This is a genomic window from Nocardia sp. NPDC004415, from assembly GCF_053602435.1.
In genome coordinates, this window is the sequence record NZ_JBSGDP010000023.1 from 64,325 (window position 1) to 84,027 (window position 19,703).

The following is a 19,703-nucleotide window of genomic DNA, read 5'->3' on the forward strand; positions in this document are numbered from 1 at the left end:
CAGCCATGTCGATCAAACATCCCGTCGTCGCGATCACCGGGTCCTCCGGGGCGGGCACCTCCAGCGTGACCCGCACCTTCGAGGAGATCTTCCGGCGCGAAGGGATCAACGCCGCCGTCGTGGAAGGCGATTCGTTCCACCGCTACGACCGCGCCGAGATGAAACTGGCGATGGCCGAAGCAGAACAACAACGCAACACCACATTCTCGCACTTCGGCGAAGACGCCAACCTGCTGCCCGAACTGGAAACCCTGTTCCGCGAATACGGCGAGACCGGCGTCGGCCAGGTCCGCCGATACCTGCACGACGACGAGGAAGCCAAACCCTACGGCCAGCCCGCGGGCACCTTCACCCCGTGGGAAGACCTCACCCCCGGCAGCGACCTGCTGTTCTACGAAGGCCTGCACGGTGCCGCGGCCACCGACACCGTCGACGTCGCCCGCTACACCGACCTGCTCGTCGGTGTCGTACCGATCATCAACCTCGAATGGATCCAGAAGGTCTACCGGGACAAGACCCACCGCGGCTACTCCAGCGAAGCCGTCATCGACACCATCCTGCGACGCATGCCCGACTACGTGAAATACATCTGCCCGCAGTTCTCCCGCACCTACGTCAACTTCCAGCGGGTGCCCACGGTCGACACCTCCAACCCGTTCATCGCCCGCAGCATCCCCACCGCCGACGAGAGCTTCGTGGTGATCCGCTTCGCCGACCCCAAAGTGATCGACTTCCCGTATCTGCTGTCGATGCTGCACGACTCGTTCATGTCACGCACCAACTGCATCGTCGTGCCCGGCGGGAAGATGGAACTGGCCATGCAGCTCATCTTCACCCCGCTGATCCTGCGCCTGATGGACAAACGCCCCCAGCGGCTGCTCTGATCAGGCCTCGTCCTGCTCGCGCTCGGCCTGCTGACGGCGCGCCTCACGCCGCTGCGCCTCGGCCCGCTCACGCAAACCGCGCAGGAACGCCTCGTCGTCATCGGGATTGGACGCCACCGCGCGACCGGGCCGGTCGTACTCGCCGTAGCGGGTGTTCGACACCGGCCGCGACTCGCCCACCGGACGGCCCGCGAACAACCACAGCAGCGCACCCACGGTGGGGATCAACACCACCACGAGCAGCCACCCCAGCTTCGGGAGATGACGGATCCCCGCGTCGGGACTGGTGACGATGTCGACCAGGCAGTACACCCACAGGGCAAGGGTCAGAAAGCCGATGACGGCATAGTGCATCGCAGCATCATCGCATGCCGCCCCGCCGCGGGTTCAGTCCGGCAGCAACGGCACCGACAACCCCTCACCCGAGTTCAGCAGCGCCGCACGGGTGATCGCCGCCGAACCGAACCGGCGCCGCAGATCGTCCAGAGTGGCATCGAGGGTGTTCTCCGCACGCGGAGCCAGCGGCAAGGTGAGCTGCATGGTGTCGGCATCGTCGAGATTGGTCAGCGACAACCCGATCAGGGTGATGCCGCGTTCGGCGATCAACGGGTGCGCCGCGTCCAGCAGCAGCCGGGCGGCATGACGGATCGCCGCCGAGGCATCGGTGGCCTCGACCAAGGTGTGGGAGCGGGTGGCCCGGGAGAAATCGTCGAAACGCAGCCGCAGGACCACCGTGCGGCACACGCGATCCGCGGCACGTAATCGTCGGCCGAGCCGATCGGTGAGCCCGTCCAGGAACGCCGCGATCTCCTCCGGCTCCCGCGCGCCGCGACCCAGTGCCCGCTGCGCACCGATCGAACGGCGCCGCTTTCCGGTCTCCACCCGGCGCGGGTCCCGCGCCCACGCCAGCGCGAACAGGTGCCGCGCGGCCGCGGGGCCCAGCAGCATCCGCAACTCCGCCTCGCCCGCCTGCGCGAGCTGACCGACCCGGGTGATCCCCGCGGCATGCAGCTTCGCCGCCGTCACCACACCGACACCCCACAAACGCTGCACCGGCAGCGGATGCAGGAACTCGAGCTCACCATCGGGCTCCACCACCCGCAACCCGTCGGGCTTGGCCACCGTGGAGGCCACCTTCGCCAGGAACTTCGTGCGCGCGATCCCGACCGAGATCGGCAACCCCACCTCCGTCCTGACCCGAGCCCGCAGGCGCTGCGCGATCTCGGCCGGCTCGCCGCTGATCCGCCGCAAACCACCCACATCCAGGAACGCCTCGTCGATCGAGATGCCCTCCACCACCGGGGTGGTGTCCGCGAACACCGCGAACACGGCCTTGCTCGCCTCGGCATAGGCCGACATCCGGGGCGGCACGATCACCGCCTGCGGGCACAACCGCACCGCCTGCCCGGCATTCATCGGCGTGCGGACACCGAACGCCTTGGCCTCATAGCTCGCCGCCAACACCACCCCGCCACCCACCAGCACCGGCCTGCCCCGCAACCACGGCTGATCCCGCTGCTCCACCGAGGCATAGAAGGAATCCAGATCGGCATGCAGGATCGACGCCTCGGCACGGGACCGGATACGCGGACGAGGAACAACAGGGTCGGACACGAACATATGTTCGCATCGATGTCCGACAACTCCGGGCAACCGACATGTCGTAAACCCGGCACTGCACGGTCATCCACTGTGACCTTTCCCCGAACTCACGCGCCACGCCGCACCGACGCGCCACACGCTCTAACGTCACCACCGCACACAGCACGGTTCGAAAGGTTGGCGGCGTGGTCGGTAGTACCCAGGAAAAGCTCGACGAACTCACCAAGATCCTGGAGATCGCCGCGGAACCCGCCGGGGAATCCGCGGTCGCCAAACGCGCCAAGAAGAACATCCCCAGCGTCCGCTCCCGCGTCACCGCCCTGCTCGACCCCGGCACCTTCTTCGAGATCGGCGCCCTCGCCAAGCAGCCCGGCAAGAACGACGCCATGTACGGCGACGGCGTCGTCACCGGCCACGGGCTCATCGAAGGCCGCCCCGTCGTCGTCATCGCCCACGACCAAACCGTCTACGGCGGCTCCGTCGGCGAGATGTTCGGCCGCAAACTCACCAAAGCGCTCCAATTCGCCTTCGAAAAAGCCTGCCCGGTCGTCACCATCAACGACTCCGGCGGCGCCCGTATCCAGGACGCCGTCGCCTCCATCGCCTGGTTCGGGCACATGAGCCGCGTACAGGCCAAACTCTCCGGCTACGTCCCGCAGGTCTCCATCATGCTCGGCAAATGCGCGGCGGGCGCCGTCTACGGGCCCATCAACACCGACGTACTCGTCGGCACCCAGAACGCCTACATGTTCGTCACCGGACCCGAAGTCATCAAAGCCGTCACCGGCGAAGACGTCAGCGCCGAAGACCTCGGCGGCGCCGACGTGCAGGCCCGCCGCGGCGTCATCCACCACGTCACCGACACCGAACAGCAAGCCTTCGACTGGGCCCGCACCTACCTCGGCTACATGCCCTCGAGCTGCCTGGAACAACCCCCACTGGTCAACCCCGGCCTCGAACCCGAGATCACCGCCAGCGACCGCGAACTCGACCGCATCATCCCCGACTCCGACCGCAGCGGCTACGACATGCACGAAATCCTGCTGCGCATCTTCGACGACGGCGAATTCCACGAGATCCGCGCCGCCTTCGCCCCCAACCTCATCACCGGATTCGCCCGCGTCGACGGCCGCACCGTCGGCGTCGTCGCCAACCAGCCACTCGTGCTCGGCGGCTCCATCGACGCCGCCTGCTCCGACAAATCCACCTACTTCATCCGGCTCTGCGACGCCTTCAACATCCCGCTCGTCTTCGTCGCCGACACCCCCGGCGTGCTGCCCGGCGTCGAGGAGGAGAACAACGGCGTCATCATCCGCGGCGGCCGCGTACCCCGCGCGATCATCGAAGCCACCGTGCCGATCATCAACCTCGTCGTCCGCAAATCCTACGGCGGCGCCTACGGCATGATGGCCTGCAAACAGCTCGGCGCCGACATCAGCTTCGCCTGGCCCACCGCCCGCATCGCCGTCATCGGCGCCGAGAGCGCCGTCGACCTCATCGGCCGACGCCAGCTCATGGCTGTGCCCGAGGAACACCGCGCCGCCGCCCGCGACTTCATGATCAACCAGTACAACGAAACCGTCGCCACCCCTTGGGTCGCCGCCGAACGCGGCTACATCGACGCCGTCATCGAACCCTCCCGCACCCGCCTCGAGATCCGCCACGCCCTGCGCCTGCTGCGCGACAAACACCCCGTCTCCCAGGAGTTCAACCCGCGCAAACACAGCCTCTACTCGATGTGAGTACACCGCGACAGCCGGTAGGGTGAAACCGGCTGTCGCGGTGGCAGTCCGCCGGGAAACAGGGGAGTGGGTCGTGCTCGAGGTCGGCTGGGATCAGGTGTTCGCCTGGCGCATGAACAGGCAGTTCCTCACCACCCCCACCGACGCGGGACCGGTCGCGATCGGCGAACGACTCGCCGGACTCCAGGCGCAGGTCGCCTCCGCCGCGGAAACCGCTGCCGCCGTGCGCAGTAGCGAGCCCGCACCCGCGGCCGTCGCCACCGCGCTCGCTACGGGCGACCTCGTCAAGACCTGGGCCATGCGCGGCACCCTGCACGCCATGACACCCGAGCACGCCGCCGCCGCGCTGGCGCTGATCGGGTCGGCGCGCACCTGGGAGAAGCCGTCCTGGCAGAAGACCTTCGGCGCCACCCCCGAACAGGTCACTGCCCTGGTGCAGGTCGTCACCGACATCCTGGCCGACCAGGTGCTCACCCGCGACGAACTCGTCGACGCCGTCCTCGCCGAACCCGGATTCGCCCACCTCGGTGAGCAACTGCGCTCCGGCTGGGGCGCGGTCCTCAAACCCCTCGCCTGGCAGGGCGCCCTGTGCCACGGCCCCGCCCGCGGCACCAAGATCACCTTCACCGCCCCCGCCCACCAGATCCCCGGCTGGACCGGCGTACCCGACCCCGACACCGCCGCACCCACCCTCATCACCGCCTACCTCGGCGCCTACGGCCCGGCGAAACCGGAAACCTTCGACGCCTGGCTCAGCCGCAACAACCTCCGCAAGACCGTCGTGCGCCGCTGGTTCGCCGACCTCGGCGACACACTCACCGAAGTCGACATCGACGGCACCACCGGCTGGATCCTCACCGAACACGCCGACGAACTCGCCACCGCCACCCTCGACGGCGCCATCCACCTGCTCGGCCCGTTCGACCAGTACGTGTTGGGCCCCGGCACCGGCGACACCGCCATGCTGCCCGCCGAACACCGCGCCGAGGTGAGCCGCGCCGCCGGATGGATCTCGCCCCTGGTCCTCGTGGACGGCCGGATCGCCGGAACCTGGGAACAAGCCGACGGCGAGATCGTCGTGTCGACCTTCGACTCACGGACCCTGCCGAAACGCGCACTCGCCGCCGCCGTGGAGCGACTGGCCGCAGCGAGCGGGACCCCCGGACTCACCGCCCGTCTCGCCTGATCAGCCGCGCTGGAGCTCCTCGACGCTGTGCGCGCCCGCACGCCGGCCCGAGAACACACAATCCGCCAGCGACAACCCGCTGACATAGCCGTTCGAGCAGATCCCGACCGCCGCGCGCCCAGCCGCGAACAGACCCGGAATGGTCCCGCCGGCCTCGGCACGCACCGCACCGGTGTCCTCGTCGACGAGCACACCGCCCAGGGTGAGCATCGGCATGGGATAGGTGAGCCGGGCGGTGAACGAGATGTCCAGCAGCGTGAACGGGCCGGTACGGATCGGCCTGCGCAGATCGTCCGGCTTGCCGAGCGGGTCGGGGGAGTCGCGCTCGATCGCGTGATTGTGCGCGTCGACCGTGGCACGAAGCCCGGCCACGTCGACACCCGCGCGCCGGGCGACCTCCTCGACCGTTCCGCCCGAGACACTACCGATCCGCAGCAAACGCTCGGTCTGCATGCGCTGGAACCACACCGACTGCCCACCCAGCTGCGCGCGAGCCTGCGCGGCGAGCTCGGCGTCGACGAGCAGCCACGCGCGATGACCCGGCGCCGCGGCGATCGCCGCACCCAGGGCCGCACCGTAACGGGATTCGTCGATCATGCGCCTGCCGTCGGCGTCCACCGCGACGGCACCGAAGAAGGCGCTCGGCGGGGCGATGAAACGCCAGGTCGACAGCGCGTCCATCTTGCCGCTCGCCGCCCCGGCATCCAGTGCCATGGTGATACCGCTGCCGTCGTCGGCGGCCGTACCGAGGGGCAGACCCTGCGACCACGGATAGGCAGGGGAGTGCCGGGCGACCATCGCGCCATTGGCGATGAACCCGCCGGTGGTGAGGACGACACCCGAACGGGCCTTGATGCGCACCGGCACACCGTGCACGCGCTCGATCCGGTCCAGCAGCTTCTGCACCGCGGCACGCAGACCCTGGTGGTACACACCGGGTTTCGACGAGATCCTGGCCAGCGCGGCGAACCGGCGCCGCACCGAGGCGGGCGCGTTGTCCAGGGTGACCGCTTCGATCCCGGTCACCCGACCGCCCTCGAGCACGAGCCGCGTCGTCCTGGTACCGGTGCGCACCCGGACACCGTGCGCGGCCGCCGACGATGCCAGCGGGCCGAACAGCGCCTTGCCCGAGACACCGCGACCGTGCGCGCGATGACCTCGCTGACGCGGCTTCGCGATCTCCCGGTATCCGCCGGAGTTCTCGCTGCCGGAGTAGTAGAGGTAGTAGTCGTCGGTGGGGTAGGAGGTCTTGTACGGGCACACCGACGCCTCGAACGGCACACCGTGCTCGGTCAGCCAGTCGATCATCGCGGGGGACTGCTCACAGAACCGGCGCAGTGTCGCCGTGCTCACAGCGTCACCGACCTCGGCCTCCAGGTAGGCGATCATATTGTCGACATCGTCGTCGATCCCGGCCTCGCGCTGCACCCACGTTCCGCCACCCGCGTAGACGATCCCGCCGGACAACACGGTCGCCCCGCCACCCAGATACCGGTCCACCGCGAGGACTTCCGCCCCGCCCTCACGCGCCGCCAACGCCGCGCACACTCCCGCTCCGCCGTACCCGACCACCACGACATCGGCTTCATCGTCCCAGGCCCGCACACGTACCACCTTCCGCGCGGAAGCCCCGTCGCCACCGCGAACATAACTATAACGTGTTCTAGAAAATGGGCAGGGGAGTTGTCCGGTCGCCGACGCGGATGGCGTGACGGAATGCGGGAACCCGAAAGGTATGGAACAGCTACCCACCGACGACGACCTCGCCGCGCCCTCCGTGCAACCGTTCCGGGCGCGCGCGACGGAAGCGGACCTCGACGATCTGCGGGCACGATCACCCGACGCCGGTGGACATTTCCCGTCCTTGGAAGTACCCGAGTACTTCGTCAAGGACCTCCAGGAAGGACTCGGGGCAGTGCTGGACGCCGACAAGATCAGCATTACTTGACATAATGTGCATTATCGGCGTTTGAACCGGACCGGTCAGGTGGGGTTTTTCGGTGCGTTTCGTCGGCGTCCATAGACATTCGGCGACTTGCTCTCGCTCGAACCCTGAGCCGTTCGGCTGACCGCTCCGAGACTTGCACGTTCGGTGTCAGATGCACCGGTGTCCGATTCGTGCATCCAACTTTCAGGTCTTGCGGGCCCGGTTCGGCTGGATTTCGAGCCTTCGGTTCATTCATGATCGTTCGCGATGGATCGGGATACCGCGTGCGGAGCTGGGTGTTGCGTGGGACTCCGGGGTCGAGTGGTTGTCGAAAGCCCTTGGGGCCCACTCCCCTCCACTTTCCCACCCTCCATCAATACGTCACAGTGACGTATTGATGGAGGGTGTCCGGGCGTCAGGATTCATGCGGTTCGGCTGTTCAGCCAGGTTCGGTAGCGGCGCAGGGCGAACTGTTGGAGGACGGTTTCCTTGACGAGGGCGAGTTTGGGGCTGATGTCGGGGCGCGGGCGGCGGTTGGTGCCGAGGCGGCGGAGTTGCTGGCGGATGCGGGCCATGCCCGCGGCGGAGGCGACGGCTTTGTCCTTGATGGTGACGGGGGTCAGTTCGACCTTGGCGGTGGCGTCCTGGCGCCAGCGGTTGGGGAGGTCGGGGTCGATGGCCAGGGCGCTGCCCATGCCGACGAGTTCGATACCGCCGGCGAGGACTTCCTCGGCGACGGGGCGGCGGACGATGCCGCCGGTGAGCATCAGGGGCAGTGGGCTCTTCGCGGCGAGTTCCTCGGCGAGGGTGAGGAAGTAGGCCTCGCGGGCTCGGCTGCGCTCGTCGCCGGCCTGGCCGGTCATGGCGGGCGCCTCGTAGCTGCCGCCGGACAGTTCGACGACATCGACGCCGAGCGGGGCGAGCAGGTCGATGACGCGGGCGGCGTCGTCGGCGTCGAAACCGCCACGCTGGAAGTCGGCGGAGTTGAGTTTGACGGCGACGGTGAAGGTGGGGGCGACCGTTGCGCGGACGGCGCGAGTGATGTCGAGCAGTAGCCGGGCGCGGTTGTCGAGGCTGCCGCCCCAGTGGTCGGTGCGCTGGTTGGTCAGCGGCGAGAGGAACTGGGAGAGCAGGTAGCCGTGGGCGGCGTGGATCTCGACGCCGTCGAAGCCGGCTTCCTCGGCGCGGCGGGCAGTTTCGGCGAAGCGTTCGACGGTCTGGTCGATCTGTTCGGCGGTCATCGCGACCGGGTCGGCGAAGCGTTTGCTGTTCTTGCCGATATCGACCTTGACGGCCGAGGGGCCCCAGGCGACGCCGGGCATGTCGGCGCGGATCTGCCTGCCGGGGTGGTTGATCTGCATCCACACCTTGGCGCCACCGCTTCTGGCGGCCGCTGCCCATTGCCGGAAGGGTTCCATCGGCGACTGCGCGTCGAGGACGACGCCGCCGGGGCCGGTGAGCGCTTCGGCGTGGACCATGACGTTGCCGGTGACGATCAGGCCGACACCGCCGCGGCTCCATGCGTCGTAGAGCCGGAACAGGGCCGCGCCGGGCAGTTGTCCGCGCACGGCCATGTTCTCCTCCATGGCCGCCTTGGCCAGCCTGTTCGGCAGGACCGATCCGTTCGGGAGGGTGAACGGATCGAAGATCGGCGAGATCGTGGCGGGGACGGCGGATGGCATCGCGGCTCCTGTCTGCGGTATGTTTACGTTGCTCACATAAGCCTAGGAAGGGGTGTATACGGTGTCAACTTCACTGCGGAGTGGTTACCATCACGGCGATCTACGAGCCTCACTCCTGGCGACAGCCATGCACATGCTCGAAGCCGGGGAGCCGTTCTCGCTGCGCGCCGTCGCGCGCGCGGCGGGCGTCTCCCCCACTGCTCCGTACCGGCACTTCGCCGATCGTGACGCGCTGGAGTCGGCTCTGGCCGCCCAGGGCCTGCGGGATCTGAAAGCGGATCTGCTCGAGGGGCGTCAGCTTCCGTCCGCTCCGGCGGATCTCGGCGATTTCGCGGTCGCCTATGTGGAATTCGCCCTCCGTCGTCCGGCGCTGTTCCGGTTGATGTTCGAGAACTCCTGCGACGAAGGCAGTGAGGAGCGGGTTCGGGCGGCGGCGGATATTCACGACCTGCTGCGCGTCGGCATGGATCGCGTCTTTCCCGGGTCGGATGTCGAGGCGCTGGCTTCGGCGGGGTGGGGGCTGGCGCACGGGCTCGCGTCGCTGTATCTCGACGGGAAGCTCGTGGCGGAATCCGGCGACGACGTGGCCGATCATGTGCGGGCCGCGTTCGCCGCGATCATGGCGGTGGAGGGCTAGCGAGCCCGTCGAAAACTAGTGTTGACAGCGCTCACATGTGGGCCTAGCCTGTCTCATGTAAGCACTGCAAACACGGCAGGAGATGTTTCATGACGTCGACGTCCACACCCTCGGTCACCGTCGATCTGGGTGGCCGCTCGGTCGAAGTCCCGAAGGGCGGCTTGTACGACCGGTACCGGATGGACCCCGATCTCGACGAGATCGCGCGCGACCCCTCCGTCAGCAGCGTCGACTTCTTCCGTCGGCTGCCGAAGGTGCAGGTCGACTTCCCTATCGGCCCGACCCTCACCCCGAACTTCTACTACCGGATCTCGACCACCCGGTTGACGATGCTCGCGCCCACGCGCGCCATCCGCACCCGGCTGCCCGAGGACCTGGCCCCGCTCGAGCTGGTGCGCGGGGTGGGGCTGGTGTCGGTGATGTTCTTCCGCTACGACGTGTGCGACATCGACTTCTACACCGAGGCCGCCGTTGGCGTCGGGGTTCGGCCCGCCCGTCACGGGGCGCCCGGGTTCGTGGATCTGCTCTCCGGGCTGGGCAACGATCACCTGCATTCGTATGTGCTGTCGCTGCCGGTCAGCAGTGATATCGCGCAGGTGCGTGGGCACGACGGGTACGGCTTCCCGAAGTGGGTGACCGAGATCGATGTCGACATCGACACCGACCGGGTCTGGGCGCGTGTGGCGAATGCCGACGGCGGGACCGATGTGGCGTTGTCGGCGCGCACGCCCCGCCAGAGCGCGCACGCCACGGGCGCGGAGGTCTCGAGCCTCACCTCCTACACCAGGATCGGTGGCGCCTGGCATTCCACGCTGAGCCAGACCAATGTCCTCTCGTCGGGCACCACGCGACTGCCCCGTGGCGTCGACCTGCAGCTCGGCACGGGACGGGTCTCCGATGACATCCGTTCGCTGAAGCCGTTCAGGACGATCCAGTTCGATGTGATGACCGAGGGGCAGAACGCCCTGCACATGCCGGTCCCGATCGCGGTGCCGAACGGGGCACGCGCATGACCCGCACCGCCAATCCCCTGCCCGCGACGTTCATCTCCCCGCTCGTCGATCATCTGTCGACGCTGGTCGCGGCGGCGCCGGACGCGGAGCGCACGATCACGAACGCCCCGTACACCGGTGACCCGCTCGCCGCGCTGCCCGTCTCGACGCCCGCGGACGTGCAGGACGCCTTCGTGCGGGCCCGCCAGGCGCAGGCCCGCTGGGCGGCGGTGCCGGTGCGTGAGCGGGCCCGGATCCTGTTGCGTTTCCACGATCTCGTCCTCGAACGGCAGGATCAGGCGCTGGATCTGATGCAGGCCGAGAACGGCAAGACCCGCCGCGACGCGTTTCTCGAGGTCACCGATATCGCGATCACGGCACGCTACTACGCACGCAGTGCCGCGGGGCTGCTCGCGCCGAAGCGGCGCCGGGGTGCGATTCCGGTGCTGACCCACACGACCGAGTTGCGGCATCCGAAGGGCGTCGTGACGGTGATCTCGCCGTGGAACTATCCGTTGAGCATGGCTGCCGGTGACGCGATTCCGGCGTTGCTGGCGGGTAATGCGGTGGTGCAGAAGCCCGACACCCAGACGGCGCTGACCGCGCTGTGGGCGCTGGATCTGATGCGTGAGGCCGGACTGCCCGCAGACGTGTGGCAGATGGTGGTCGGTCGCGGCAGTTCGATCGGTGACGCGCTGCTGGCGGGTGCGGACTATGTGATGTTCACCGGGTCCACGGCTAGTGGTCGTCTGATCGCCCGGGGTGCCGGGGAGCGGTTGATCGGGGCGAGCCTCGAGCTCGGTGGCAAGAACGCGATGGTGGTGCTCGCCGACGCCGATGTGGCGAAGGCTGCCGAGGGGGCGGTGGCCGCGTGCTTCCCGTCGGCGGGGCAGTTGTGTGTGTCGATCGAGCGGTTGTATGTCGCCGAGGAGGTCCGGGAGGAGTTCGTCGCTGCGTTCGTGGCACGTACGCAGCAGCTGAAATTGGGTGCGGCGTTCGATTTCTCCGCCGATGTGGGGTCGTTGACGACGGCGGCGCAGCTCGAGACGGTGACCACGCACATCGCCGACGCGGTGGGCAAGGGTGCGACGGTGCTCGCGGGTGGTAGGGCACGCCCCGATGTGGGGCCGTTGTTCCACGAGCCGACGATTCTGGCCGATGTCACGCCGGAGATGACGTTGTTCGCGCAGGAGACGTTCGGTCCGGTGGTGTCGATCTATTCGTTCCGGACGGAGTCGGAGGCGATCGCGCTGGCCAATGCCACCTCCTATGGGCTCAATGCCAGTGTGTGGTCGCGCAGTGGTTCGCACGGGCGGGCGGTCGCGGCGCGGTTGCACGCGGGGACGGTCAATGTGAACGAGGCGTTCGCGGCCGCGTGGGGCAGCGTGGACGCACCGATGGGCGGGATGGGCGATTCGGGTCTGGGCCGCCGGCACGGTGCGGACGGGCTGCTCAAATACACCGAGGCGCAGACGGTGGCGCATCAGCGGCTACAGGGTTTCTCTCCGCCGAAGGGGATCGATCACCAGCGGTGGTCGCGGATTCTCACCGGCGCGTTGAAGACGTTGAAGGCGGTGGGTGCGCGATGACCACGCGGGTGCGGTGAGCCTCAGCGGTAGAGCGCGTCGATCTCGGCGGCGTATTTCTTCATGACCTCGGTGCGCCGCAGGGACTGTTTCGGGGTGAGTTCGCCGGTGGCTTCGGTCCATTCGTCGGGTAGCAGGCGGGTCTTCTTGATCGCTTCGGCGCGGGAGACCTTCGTGTTGGTGTGGGCGACGGCGGCGTCGAGTTCTGCGGTGAGGGCGGGGTTGTCGAGGAGGGCGGTGATCGGGGTGTCGGCGGGCAGGTCGTGGTCTTCGGCCCAGTGCCGCAGCGCGTCGGGGTCGAGGGTGAGCAGTGCGGCGACGAACGGTTCGCCGTCACCGACGACCATCGCCTGGGCGATCAAGGGGTGTGCGCGCAGGGAGTCCTCGAGCAGGCCGGGGGCGACGTTCTTGCCGCCGGCGGTCACGATGATCTCTTTCTTGCGGCCGGTGATGGTGAGGTAGCCGTCGGCGTCGATGCGGGCGAGGTCGCCGGTTCGGAACCAGCCGTCGGTGAAGGCGTCGGCGGTGGCGTCGGGGTTGTTCCAGTAGCCGGTGAAGACGGCGGGGCCGCGCAGCAGCAGTTCGCCGTCGTCGGCGATGGCGACGGCGTGGCCGTCGGTGGGGCGGCCGACAGTGCCGATGCGGGTGTGGCCGGGGGTGTTGACGGTGACGGCGGCGGTGGTTTCGGTGAGTCCGTAGCCCTCGTGGATGGTGATGCCGATACCGCGGAAGAAGTGGGCCAGGTCGGTGCCGAGGGGCCCGCCGCCGGAGACCGCGGCGGTGCATCGGCCGCCGAGGGCGGTGCGCAGCGTGCGGTAGACGAGCCGGTCGAACAGGGCGTGGCGGGCGCGCAGCAGCAGGCCGGGGCCGCCGGTGTCGAGTGCGGTGCTCCAGGCGATGGCGGTGTCGGCGGCGAGGTCGAAGATCTTGCCCTTGCCGCCGGCGTGGGCTTTCTGTTTCGCGCCGTGGAACACCTTCTCGAAGACACGGGGTACGGCGAGGATGAAATGTGGCCGGTGGGCGCCGAATTGGTCGACGAGGGTGGACCAGTCGGAGCTGAAGGCGACGATGACCTTCGCGTCGAGCGCGGCGAGGGTGACCGCGCGGGCGAAGACGTGGGCCAGCGGCAGGAACATCAGGGTCTTGTTGCCCTCGGTGACGAAGTCTCCCAGGGCGATCCGGTCGGAGGCGGATTCACCGTAGAGGTTCGCGTGCGACAGCAGGACGCCTTTGGGGCGGCCGGTGGTGCCGGAGGTGTAGATGAGGGTGGCGGGGTCGTCGGCGCGGACCTGGGCGCGGCGGGTGTGCACGGTGTGGTCGTCGAGATGCGCGCCGCGCGCGGTGAGGGTGGCGAGCAGGTCGTGGTCGATCTGGAGGGTTTCGCGCAGGGCAGGCAGCGTGGCGGGGTCGATCTGCTCGATGACGAGGCGGTGCCGGTCGCTGTCGACGATGAGCAGGCGGGTGGCGGAGTCGCGCAGGATCCAGTGGGCTTGTTCGGCGGCGGAGCTGTCGTAGATGGCGACGGTGCAGGCGCCGCAGGCCCAGATGGCGTGGTCGAGGACGACCCATTCGTAGCGGGTGGGCGCCATGATGGCGATGCGGTCGCCGGGGTCGATGCCGGTGGCGAGCAGGCCCTTGGCGACGGCGGTGACGGTCGCGGCGAATTCGGCGGCGGTTACTTCGCGCAGGCTGCCGTGGTTGTCGGTGAGGTGGAACAGCACGGTGTCCGGGGTGTTCTCGGCGTGGCGGAACACGCTGTCGGAGTTGTTGGCGTGTTCGGGGATGGTGTAGGTGGCGGGGGTTTGGAACTCGGGCATCAGTGGCCTTCCGCGGGTCGGGTCGGTTGCGGTCCGGTGCCGAGGCGGTGCAGGCCGCGCAGGTCGTAGGTGTGGGTGGTGGCGGCGCCGAGGATCAGGCCGATGGCGAGTCCGGCCAGGGTCATGCCGAGGCCGCGGCCCAGGCCCGCTTCGAGGTGTCCGTCGAAGAACAGGATGGCGCGCACGGCCAGGTAGATCTGGTGCATGGGTTCGAACGCGGCCATGTCGGCGATCCAGCGTGGGGTGGCTTCGAGCGGGATGGTGCCCGAGGAGGACGGGATACCAAGGACGACGAACACGATGAGGTTGATCATCAGGCCCGCGGTGCCGAAGGCGGCCATCACCGACAGTCCGGTGACGGCGATGGCGGTGATGGCCAGGGTGCCGTAGAGGAACAGCAGCAGCGGCCGTTCGAGTGACATGTCCAGCGCGGCACCGATGCCGAGGAAGACCGCCGAGGCGATGGGGGCGCTGAGGGCGGCGATGCCCCATTTGACGAGCAGGGTGTGCCAGCGACTGATGGGGGCACGGGTGGTGGGTTTGTGCCAGGGGCCGTATTCGGCGGGGACGAAGCCGAGGGAGGCGTCGACGAGGGAGTTGATCATCATGGCGCCGCTGAAGCCGACGATGAGCAGGACCAGGGTGTAGAAGAAGGCGGCCAGGCCCTGTCCGGTGCCGTCGGGCAGGGGGTGGTAGGCGGTGACGACGATGTCGATCGGGGTGGCGAGCTGGCGTTGCGCGGCGCCGCTGAGCGGGGTGTCGCCGAGGGCGGCGCGGACCTGGCCGGTGAGCTGGGTGCCGACGGTGGCGTTGACCTGGGTCATGGCCTGGTCGGCGACGGTCTGCATGATCTGGGCGGCGAGGGTACCGGCGCGGGGGTTGGTCAGCACGGAGATGATCGGCTGTTCGATGTCGCCGGGGACGACGGAGGCGACGGCGAGGATGGCGACGCGTTTGGTGAAGTCGCCGGGGATGACGATGGCGCCGTAGACCTCGCCGTTCTGCAGTTGCCGCTGGGCTTCGTTGATGCCGAGGGTGCGCAGGTCGATCTTGTCGGCGGGGACGGCGTCGGTGAGGGCGGTGGTGATCTGGTCGCCGAGGTGGGTGGGTTCGCCCGCGACGGTGTCGCCGACGTCCTGGTTGACCAGGGCGATCGGGAAGTCGTGGAGGTGTTTTTCGGGGTCGGTGGTGTAGCCGAGGTACATGGTGCCCAGCAGGGCCGCGAGCACGGTGACCAGGGTGATCGGGGCCAGCCATTCGCGCAGCGGCATGGTGCGCTGTCGGCGGGGTGGCTGCGGGTGTGCGAGGGCGTTCGTCATGGCATCGGCCAATGTAGTCATCGACTACAAAGTAGTCAATGACTACATATGGGGTGGTCGGATATCCTGCTCTCACCATGGCCCTGCACACCCCGTACCACCACGGAGACCTCCGCGCCGCGCTGCTCGAGCGCGCCGAGTCGATCCTGCGCGAGGCCGGCGTGGACGGCCTGTCCCTACGGCAGCTCGCCCGCGACACCGGCGTCAGTCATGCGGCGCCGAGCCGTCACTTCCGCGACAAGCAGGCCCTGCTCGACGCGCTCGCCGTCACCGGATTGCACCGTCTGGCCGCCTGTTTCGAGCAGGCCGCCACCGACGGCCCGATCACGACCCGCCTGCGCACCCTCGCCCACGTCTACCTGCGTTTCGCCGTCGACAATCCCGAACTGCTGCCGCTGATGTTCGCACGCAGGCACACCTCCCCCGAGATCCAGCAGGCCGCCGATCGCGCCTTCGCCATCCCCGTCACCCTCATCGCCGAAGGCCAGGCCGCCGGGGAGATCGTCGCGGGCGACCCGAACCGTCTCGGTGTCACCGCGCTGGCCGCCCTGCAGGGCCTGGCCACCTTCATCGGTTCGGGCTACACCACCGACTACGACTCCGCCCAGCTCCTCGACGATCTCGTCACCCACCTCACCTCGGGCCTGCTCCCCCGCCCGTGACGGTCACGGGGCCGGGACGAGTGTGACGGGCCGGTGGGCGTGATGGATCACGTGCGCCGCGACCGACTCGCCCATCAGGCGTTCCAGCAGCGACATCACGCCGTGGCGGGGCGCGCCCAGGATGATCATCTCCACCTCGGCGGTGTCGGCGATCGAGAGCAGCAGCTGGGTGGGGTCGCCCGGTGCGCTGTGATAGGTCCAGTTGCCGGGCAGGGTGGCCAGCCGGGCGCAGGCCCGGTCGCGTTCGGCGGTGACGGTGGCGTGCACGCGGTCCTCGAAATCGGGGCTGTCGGGGTCTATCGGCAGGTCGTCGATGTCGACCGCGTGGACGACGTGGACGTGCGCGTCGAGGCGGCGGCCCAGGTCGATGGCGTAGGCGAGTGCGGCCTGGCCGGCCGGGTGCCGGTCGACGCCGACGAGCAGGTGGGTGGCCGGCGGTGTCGCGGTGCGGGGGCCGTCGACGCGGATCGGGTCGGTGTGCACGTGTCCTCCTCTACAGTCGCGCCAGCAGCAGCCCGAGCACGGCGGCGCAGACGGTCGTGACCAGGGTGCCCAGGGCGTTGGCGGTGGCCGCCCGGTAGCGGCCGCGTTGCAGCAGCCGGACGGTTTCGACACTGGCGGTGCTGAATGTGGTGTAGCCGCCGCAGAATCCGGTTCCGGCGATGAGGGTGAGGCTGCCGGGTGCCTGCTGGAACAGGACCAGCCCGGTCAGGAACCCGAGCAGCAGCGACCCGGAGACGTTGACGATCACTGTCGCCCACGGGAATTCGGTGGCGCGCCGCACCCGGATGGCGCCGTCGAGGACGAACCGGCACACCGCGCCCGCGCTGCCCGCGAGGGTGACCCACAGCAGTGTCATCGGGCATCGACCTCCGGGCGCACGATCGCGGCGGCGGCGATCCCGACGATGGTGGCGAGTATCCCGGCGACCACGCTGGCCAGTCCGTAGCCGAGGGCGATCGTGGGCCGGTCGTCGCGCACGAGCAGTGTCGTCTCGACGGCGAGGGTGCTGTAGGTGGTGAAGGAACCGAGCACCCCGGTGCCCAGGCACAACCGCAGACGTTGCCGGATTCCGGTGTCGGGGCCCAGCCGGGTCAAAGCCTCGAGCAGCAGTCCGAGCGCGAATGCCCCGGTGACGTTGATGACGAAGGTGGTCATCGGCCAGGTACCGGCGGTGTGCGGGAACCAGACACCGAGCTGGTAGCGGATCGGGGTGCCGACGAGCCCGCCGAGAGCTACGGCCGCGATGGCCGAGAGGCGGGTGTGCAGTGGGGTGGCGGGACGGGCCACGGACAGACTCCTTCCATCATGGAAAAAGGAGCCATCAGCCTCGGGTGAGGCGGTTCAGACATCCGGGGATGTCTCGGCGGAGATCCATCGCCGCATCCGAGCATAGCGCACGGCCCCGGCTCTATCGTGTTCTGATGCGCGCGCAACCGATCGACCGCCCTGCCGATCTCGACCTGGTCCGTGAGTCCTACGACCGGGTCGCCGACAACTATGTGGAAATGGTGACCTCGACCGGGATCGGCGATATCCGCTGTCATCCGTGGCTCAAGGCGTCCATCGACGCTTTCGCCGACACGGTCGGCACGCGCGGGCCGGTGCTCGATGTGGGGTGCGGGCCGGGCACGGTGACCGGCTATCTCGCCGAACGCGGACTCGATGTCTCCGGGGTCGACCTGTCCCCCGGCATGATCGCCCACGCGCGCCGCCTGTATCCGCGGTGCCGTTTCGATGTCGCCTCGGCTACCGAGCTGGAGTTGGAGGCGCAGTCGCTGGGCGGGGTGCTCGGCTGGTGGTCGCTGTTCAACCTGCCCCGCGAGGTCCTGCCCCAGGTGCTCGCCTCCTTCACCCGAGCGTTGCGCCCGGGTGGCCAGTTCATCACCGCCACGCATGTCGGCGACGGCGATGTGGCGCGCACCGAAGCCTATGGTGGTGTGCCCGTGCGATGGACGACCCACCAATGGCAGCCCGAGCAGCTCGTGGAGCTGATCGAGCAGGCGGGCCTGCACCCGGTCGCCGAGCTGCGGTTGCCCGCCGACGAACACGTCGGACCGGGCGTGGTGATCATGGCCGAACGTCGCTCCTGACGGGTACCTCGTCGCCGGTATCCAGGCCGGTCAGCAGGCGCAGTCCGTCGGCGGCCGCGGTGTCCGGGGCCGCCGAGAGCACGATCAGTTCCAGGCCCGAGTCGTCGGGGAAGGCGAAGTTCTCCTGGTGGAGTTCGAGCAGCCCGACCAGCGGGTGATGGTAGTTCTTGCGGCCATGGGTGCGGGCGCTGACGTCGGCGCGGGCCCACAGGCGGCGGAATCGGTCGCTGCCCATGGCGAGTTCGCCGATGAGCGAGGCCAGGCGTGGGTCGTCGGGGTATTTGCCCGCCGCCAGGCGCAGGTGTCCGACGGCGTCGAGGGTGCAGGTCTCCCAGTCGGCGTAGAGGCCGCGGTCGGATTCCTCGAGGAACAGGTGGCGCGCGGTGTTGAGGCCGGGAATGGGCCTGCCGTAGAGCAGGCGGGCGGGACGGTTGGCGGCGAGCACGTCGAGGCGGTGGTTCATGATCAGGGCGGGCGCGTCGACGACCAGGTCGAGCACGCGCAGCAGTTCGGGGCGCAGCCGCGCGGTGGGGGTCTTCGTGGGTCGGCGGGGCTGGCGGGCCAGACGGTGCAGGTGGTCGCGTTCGGTGTCGTCGAGTTCGAGGACCCGGGCCAGCGCGTCGAGGACCTGGTCGGAGGGCTGGGTGGCGCGGCCCTGCTCGAGGCGCACGTAGTAGTCGACACTGACCCCCGACAGGTGGGCCACTTCTTCGCGGCGCAACCCGCTGACGCGGCGGCGGGCATCGACGGGGATGCCGGTGGTGGCCGGGTCGACGCGGGAGCGCCGGGTGCGCAGGAAACCGGCGAGATCGTCCATGTCGTCCAGTATGGCCACGGGAGCGCCGGGGAGGGTGGTCCTGCTGTTCCCAGGAAGAGCGGTCCCTGAACAAGGGGTGGCGCGGCGCCCAGGATCGAGGGCACCTGATCCGAAGGAGTTGTGATGAAGACGTTGATCGTGCACGCCCACCCCGAACCGGCCTCGCTGAACGGTTCGCTCACCGCCACGGCGGTCTCGACCCTGACCGCGGCCGGGCACGAGGTGCGCGTCAGCGACCTGTACGCGATGAACTGGAAAGCGGTGGTCGACGCCGGTGACTTCGGGCCGGACGTGTCGAATCCGCTGCGGGTGGTGTCGGATTCGGGCCGGGCGTTCGACGCGGGCACCCTGACCGAGGATGTGCGGGCCGAGCAGGACAAGCTGCGGTGGGCCGAGCTGGTCGTGTTCCAGTTCCCGCTGTGGTGGTACACGATGCCCGCCATCCTCAAAGGCTGGGTGGACCGGGTGTTCACCGCGCATTTCGCCTACGGTGTCGGCGAACACAGCGACACCAGTTACGGCGAACGCTACGGGGAGGGCACGCTGGCGGGCCGCAAGGCGCTGCTGTCGGTGACGGTCGGTGGCCCGGCAGAGCATTACGGGCCGCGCGGGATCAACGGCCCGATCGAGGATCTGCTGTTCCCGATCCAGCACGGCATCCTCTACTACCCGGGTATCGAGTCGCTGCCGCCGTTCGTCACCTATGGCGCCGACCGGATGACCGACTCGCGCCACGCCGAGGTTCTCGCGGCGTGGC

General features: G+C 68.8%; 20 protein-coding genes. 10 read left to right on the forward strand and 10 right to left on the reverse strand.

Features of this window, described 5'->3' with window-relative positions:
• Positions 1-5 precede the first annotated feature (5 nt).
• Entirely contained in the window at positions 6-884 is an 879-nt protein-coding gene (locus ACWEMY_RS13880) for a phosphoribulokinase (protein WP_375927471.1), read from the forward strand.
• On the opposite strand, the gene ACWEMY_RS13885 is transcribed toward ACWEMY_RS13880, so the two are convergent.
• On the reverse strand, positions 885-1,238 hold the full coding sequence (locus ACWEMY_RS13885) for a PLD nuclease N-terminal domain-containing protein (protein WP_452390310.1): 354 nt from the start codon (positions 1,236-1,238) through the stop codon (positions 885-887). It abuts the gene before it with no gap.
• A 33-nt stretch (positions 1,239-1,271) separates the two neighbouring features.
• Positions 1,272-2,504: a DNA polymerase IV gene (gene dinB, locus ACWEMY_RS13890; protein ID WP_452390311.1), complete on the reverse strand. Its 1,233-nt coding sequence runs from the start codon at positions 2,502-2,504 to the stop codon at positions 1,272-1,274.
• Positions 2,505-2,671: 167 nt separating this feature from the next.
• On the opposite strand from dinB, the gene ACWEMY_RS13895 reads away from it, so the two are divergent.
• Complete coding sequence (locus ACWEMY_RS13895) at positions 2,672-4,228, forward strand: acyl-CoA carboxylase subunit beta (protein WP_452390312.1); 1,557 nt, start codon at positions 2,672-2,674, stop codon at positions 4,226-4,228.
• A gap of 73 nt (positions 4,229-4,301) precedes the next feature.
• Positions 4,302-5,414: a winged helix DNA-binding domain-containing protein gene (locus tag ACWEMY_RS13900; protein ID WP_452390313.1), complete on the forward strand. Its 1,113-nt coding sequence runs from the start codon at positions 4,302-4,304 to the stop codon at positions 5,412-5,414.
• On the opposite strand, the gene ACWEMY_RS13905 is transcribed toward ACWEMY_RS13900, so the two are convergent.
• The gene (locus tag ACWEMY_RS13905) at positions 5,415-7,019 is read right to left on the reverse strand and encodes an FAD-binding protein (protein ID WP_452390314.1); all 1,605 of its coding nucleotides are present in this window, start codon (positions 7,017-7,019) and stop codon (positions 5,415-5,417) included.
• A 130-nt stretch (positions 7,020-7,149) separates the two neighbouring features.
• Here ACWEMY_RS13905 and ACWEMY_RS13910 point away from each other — a divergent pair, with 130 nt between their 5' ends.
• On the forward strand, positions 7,150-7,362 hold the full coding sequence (locus ACWEMY_RS13910) for a hypothetical protein (protein WP_452390329.1): 213 nt from the start codon (positions 7,150-7,152) through the stop codon (positions 7,360-7,362).
• A 401-nt stretch (positions 7,363-7,763) separates the two neighbouring features.
• Here the strand turns inward: ACWEMY_RS13910 and ACWEMY_RS13915 are convergent, their stop codons facing one another.
• Positions 7,764-9,023 (reverse strand): NADH:flavin oxidoreductase/NADH oxidase family protein, encoded by a 1,260-nt coding sequence (locus tag ACWEMY_RS13915; protein WP_452390315.1) that lies wholly within the window; start codon positions 9,021-9,023, stop codon positions 7,764-7,766.
• Between the two features lie 61 nt (positions 9,024-9,084).
• Between ACWEMY_RS13915 and ACWEMY_RS13920 the strand changes: the two genes are divergently transcribed.
• From ACWEMY_RS13920 to ACWEMY_RS13930, 3 genes are all read left to right on the forward strand, one after another.
• Positions 9,085-9,660: a TetR/AcrR family transcriptional regulator gene (locus ACWEMY_RS13920; protein WP_452390316.1), complete on the forward strand. Its 576-nt coding sequence runs from the start codon at positions 9,085-9,087 to the stop codon at positions 9,658-9,660.
• 89 nt (positions 9,661-9,749) lie between these two features.
• Positions 9,750-10,673: an acetoacetate decarboxylase family protein gene (locus ACWEMY_RS13925; protein WP_452390317.1), complete on the forward strand. Its 924-nt coding sequence runs from the start codon at positions 9,750-9,752 to the stop codon at positions 10,671-10,673.
• On the forward strand, positions 10,670-12,241 hold the full coding sequence (locus ACWEMY_RS13930) for a succinic semialdehyde dehydrogenase (RefSeq protein WP_452390318.1): 1,572 nt from the start codon (positions 10,670-10,672) through the stop codon (positions 12,239-12,241). The genes ACWEMY_RS13925 and ACWEMY_RS13930 overlap by 4 nt, the downstream gene beginning before the upstream one ends.
• A 20-nt stretch (positions 12,242-12,261) precedes the next feature.
• On the opposite strand, the gene ACWEMY_RS13935 is transcribed toward ACWEMY_RS13930, so the two are convergent.
• Together ACWEMY_RS13935 and ACWEMY_RS13940 are read right to left on the reverse strand one after the other, a co-directional pair.
• A complete protein-coding gene (locus tag ACWEMY_RS13935) occupies positions 12,262-14,055 on the reverse strand; it encodes an AMP-dependent synthetase/ligase (RefSeq protein WP_452390319.1) in 1,794 nt (597 codons plus the stop codon).
• The gene (locus tag ACWEMY_RS13940) at positions 14,055-15,395 is read right to left on the reverse strand and encodes a DUF3533 domain-containing protein (protein WP_452390320.1); all 1,341 of its coding nucleotides are present in this window, start codon (positions 15,393-15,395) and stop codon (positions 14,055-14,057) included. The genes ACWEMY_RS13935 and ACWEMY_RS13940 overlap by 1 nt, the downstream gene beginning before the upstream one ends.
• 17 nt (positions 15,396-15,412) lie before the next feature.
• Between ACWEMY_RS13940 and ACWEMY_RS13945 the strand changes: the two genes are divergently transcribed.
• Entirely contained in the window at positions 15,413-16,036 is a 624-nt protein-coding gene (locus ACWEMY_RS13945) for a TetR/AcrR family transcriptional regulator (protein ID WP_452390321.1), read from the forward strand.
• 3 nt (positions 16,037-16,039) lie between these two features.
• On the opposite strand, the gene ACWEMY_RS13950 is transcribed toward ACWEMY_RS13945, so the two are convergent.
• From ACWEMY_RS13950 to ACWEMY_RS13960, 3 genes are read right to left on the reverse strand one after another with little or no spacing between them, the layout of a single operon-like run.
• Positions 16,040-16,519: a universal stress protein gene (locus tag ACWEMY_RS13950; protein WP_452390322.1), complete on the reverse strand. Its 480-nt coding sequence runs from the start codon at positions 16,517-16,519 to the stop codon at positions 16,040-16,042.
• A gap of 10 nt (positions 16,520-16,529) precedes the next feature.
• Positions 16,530-16,895, reverse strand: a complete 366-nt coding sequence (gene crcB, locus ACWEMY_RS13955; protein ID WP_452390323.1) for a fluoride efflux transporter CrcB — start codon at positions 16,893-16,895, stop codon at positions 16,530-16,532.
• Positions 16,892-17,326 carry a fluoride efflux transporter FluC gene (locus tag ACWEMY_RS13960; protein WP_452390324.1) on the reverse strand — a complete coding sequence of 145 codons (435 nt, stop codon included), beginning with the start codon at positions 17,324-17,326 and terminating at the stop codon, positions 16,892-16,894. Before ACWEMY_RS13960 ends, crcB begins: the two co-directional genes overlap by 4 nt.
• Before the next feature lie 134 nt (positions 17,327-17,460).
• On the opposite strand from ACWEMY_RS13960, the gene ACWEMY_RS13965 reads away from it, so the two are divergent.
• A complete protein-coding gene (locus ACWEMY_RS13965) occupies positions 17,461-18,129 on the forward strand; it encodes a class I SAM-dependent methyltransferase (RefSeq protein ID WP_452390325.1) in 669 nt (222 codons plus the stop codon).
• Here the strand turns inward: ACWEMY_RS13965 and ACWEMY_RS13970 are convergent.
• On the reverse strand, positions 18,107-18,946 hold the full coding sequence (locus ACWEMY_RS13970; protein WP_452390326.1) for a helix-turn-helix transcriptional regulator: 840 nt from the start codon (positions 18,944-18,946) through the stop codon (positions 18,107-18,109). The two genes, ACWEMY_RS13965 and ACWEMY_RS13970, sit on opposite strands and share 23 nt — an antisense overlap.
• A 123-nt stretch (positions 18,947-19,069) precedes the next feature.
• On the opposite strand from ACWEMY_RS13970, the gene ACWEMY_RS13975 reads away from it, so the two are divergent.
• Positions 19,070-19,703: NAD(P)H-dependent oxidoreductase (locus ACWEMY_RS13975; protein ID WP_452390327.1), on the forward strand; the 634-nt coding region annotated here is incomplete at its 3' end.

Coding starts and splice junctions, on each gene's coding strand:
- dinB (WP_452390311.1), bottom strand. CDS start 2,504: ATGTTCGTGTCCGACCCTGTTGTTCCTCGTCCGCGTATCCGGTCCCGT.
- ACWEMY_RS13970 (WP_452390326.1), bottom strand. CDS start 18,946: ATGGACGATCTCGCCGGTTTCCTGCGCACCCGGCGCTCCCGCGTCGAC.
- ACWEMY_RS13965 (WP_452390325.1), top strand. CDS start 17,461: ATGCGCGCGCAACCGATCGACCGCCCTGCCGATCTCGACCTGGTCCGT.
- ACWEMY_RS13935 (WP_452390319.1), bottom strand. CDS start 14,055: ATGCCCGAGTTCCAAACCCCCGCCACCTACACCATCCCCGAACACGCC.
- ACWEMY_RS13880 (WP_375927471.1), top strand. CDS start 6: ATGTCGATCAAACATCCCGTCGTCGCGATCACCGGGTCCTCCGGGGCG.
- ACWEMY_RS13910 (WP_452390329.1), top strand. CDS start 7,150: ATGGAACAGCTACCCACCGACGACGACCTCGCCGCGCCCTCCGTGCAA.
- ACWEMY_RS13940 (WP_452390320.1), bottom strand. CDS start 15,395: ATGACTACATTGGCCGATGCCATGACGAACGCCCTCGCACACCCGCAG.
- ACWEMY_RS13915 (WP_452390315.1), bottom strand. CDS start 9,023: ATGCCATCCGCCGTCCCCGCCACGATCTCGCCGATCTTCGATCCGTTC.
- crcB (WP_452390323.1), bottom strand. CDS start 16,895: ATGACACTGCTGTGGGTCACCCTCGCGGGCAGCGCGGGCGCGGTGTGC.
- ACWEMY_RS13930 (WP_452390318.1), top strand. CDS start 10,670: ATGACCCGCACCGCCAATCCCCTGCCCGCGACGTTCATCTCCCCGCTC.
- ACWEMY_RS13885 (WP_452390310.1), bottom strand. CDS start 1,238: ATGCACTATGCCGTCATCGGCTTTCTGACCCTTGCCCTGTGGGTGTAC.
- ACWEMY_RS13945 (WP_452390321.1), top strand. CDS start 15,413: ATGACTACATATGGGGTGGTCGGATATCCTGCTCTCACCATGGCCCTG.
- ACWEMY_RS13925 (WP_452390317.1), top strand. CDS start 9,750: ATGACGTCGACGTCCACACCCTCGGTCACCGTCGATCTGGGTGGCCGC.